Origin of the sequence: Melghirimyces profundicolus (assembly GCF_003054245.1) — a bacterium.
GTDB classification, from domain to species: domain Bacteria; phylum Bacillota; class Bacilli; order Thermoactinomycetales; family DSM-45169; genus Melghirimyces; species Melghirimyces profundicolus.
In genome coordinates this window covers 1-1001 of the sequence record NZ_QBKR01000067.1, presented here as the reverse complement: position 1 = coordinate 1001, position 1001 = coordinate 1, and the positions used below count along the sequence as shown (strand labels likewise).

The following is a 1001-nucleotide window of genomic DNA, read 5'->3' as shown; positions in this document are numbered from 1 at the left end:
AAAGAAAAATTTGAAAAAACCGGACAGGGAGCGCTCTCGGTCCGGTTTTTTCAGTCGCTTGTGTTCCATGGAAACCGCTCCCGAATTCCGGTTATTTTTCGCCTGCGAGCTCTCCCCGCCAGACCGTGACCGCTTGTCCGGCGAGACGGACGCGGTCCCCTTCGGGGCGGACATGAAGGATGCCGCCCCGTTCCGAGGCCTGGAAGGCATGCAGTTCCGGTTTTCCCAACCGCTCCGTCCAGTAGGGTCCGAGAGCGCAATGGGCGGAACCGGTGGCGGGATCCTCCGGAATCCCGTGGTTGGGAGCGAAGAAACGGGAGATGATGTCGTATTTTCCCGATTCCGAAGCGGAGGTGACGATTAGACCGCGTCGATACGGAAGAGACTGCAGGGAGGGATGATCCGGGTCGAATCCGCGAACCTCCGTCTCGGAAGCCAATTCCATGAGACAGTCGAGATGGTTGGCTCCAAGGAAACGGATCCTGTCACCGAAAGCCTCCTTGAGGGAGGGCGGGATCTCCACCGGGTGCACCGGTTCAGCGGGGAAATCCAGTTCGATCCGCCCGCCGCTCCGTCGTGCCGTCAAAAGCCCGCTCCGCGTGTGGAACCGGAGGGTCTCCTCCGGGCGGAAACGTCCTTCTTCCCACAAGACGTGGGCACTGGCAAGGGTGGCATGGCCGCAAAGGTCTTCTTCTTCCACGGGGGTGAACCAACGAAGGTGGTAACCATCACCCTCCGGATACAGAAAAGCGGTCTCCGGCAGGTTCATCTCCCGGGCGACCAACCGCATCCAGTTTTCATCGGCCGGTCCGGGCATCACACAGACCGCCGCCGGATTTCCCGAGAAAGGGCGATCGGTAAAGGCATTCACCTGAATGATTTTTTGTCCCATCAAGGGGGTCCCCTTTCGTCAGTCTGAGGTGGTTTCCACCCGCCTCAACCATTCTTCGGTTAACGTCTCAAACCTCTTTGACTGTCTGCCAATCGTGTCCTGCCCGGTC

The 1001-nt window shown here is 59.5% G+C and carries 1 protein-coding gene; it reads right to left on the bottom strand.

Annotation, left to right across the window (positions count from 1 at the left end):
- Positions 1-91: 91 nt before the first annotated feature.
- The gene (locus C8P63_RS18690) at positions 92-892 is read right to left on the bottom strand and encodes a PhzF family phenazine biosynthesis protein (RefSeq protein ID WP_108026923.1); all 801 of its coding nucleotides are present in this window, start codon (positions 890-892) and stop codon (positions 92-94) included.
- Positions 893-1001: the final 109 nt, after the last annotated feature.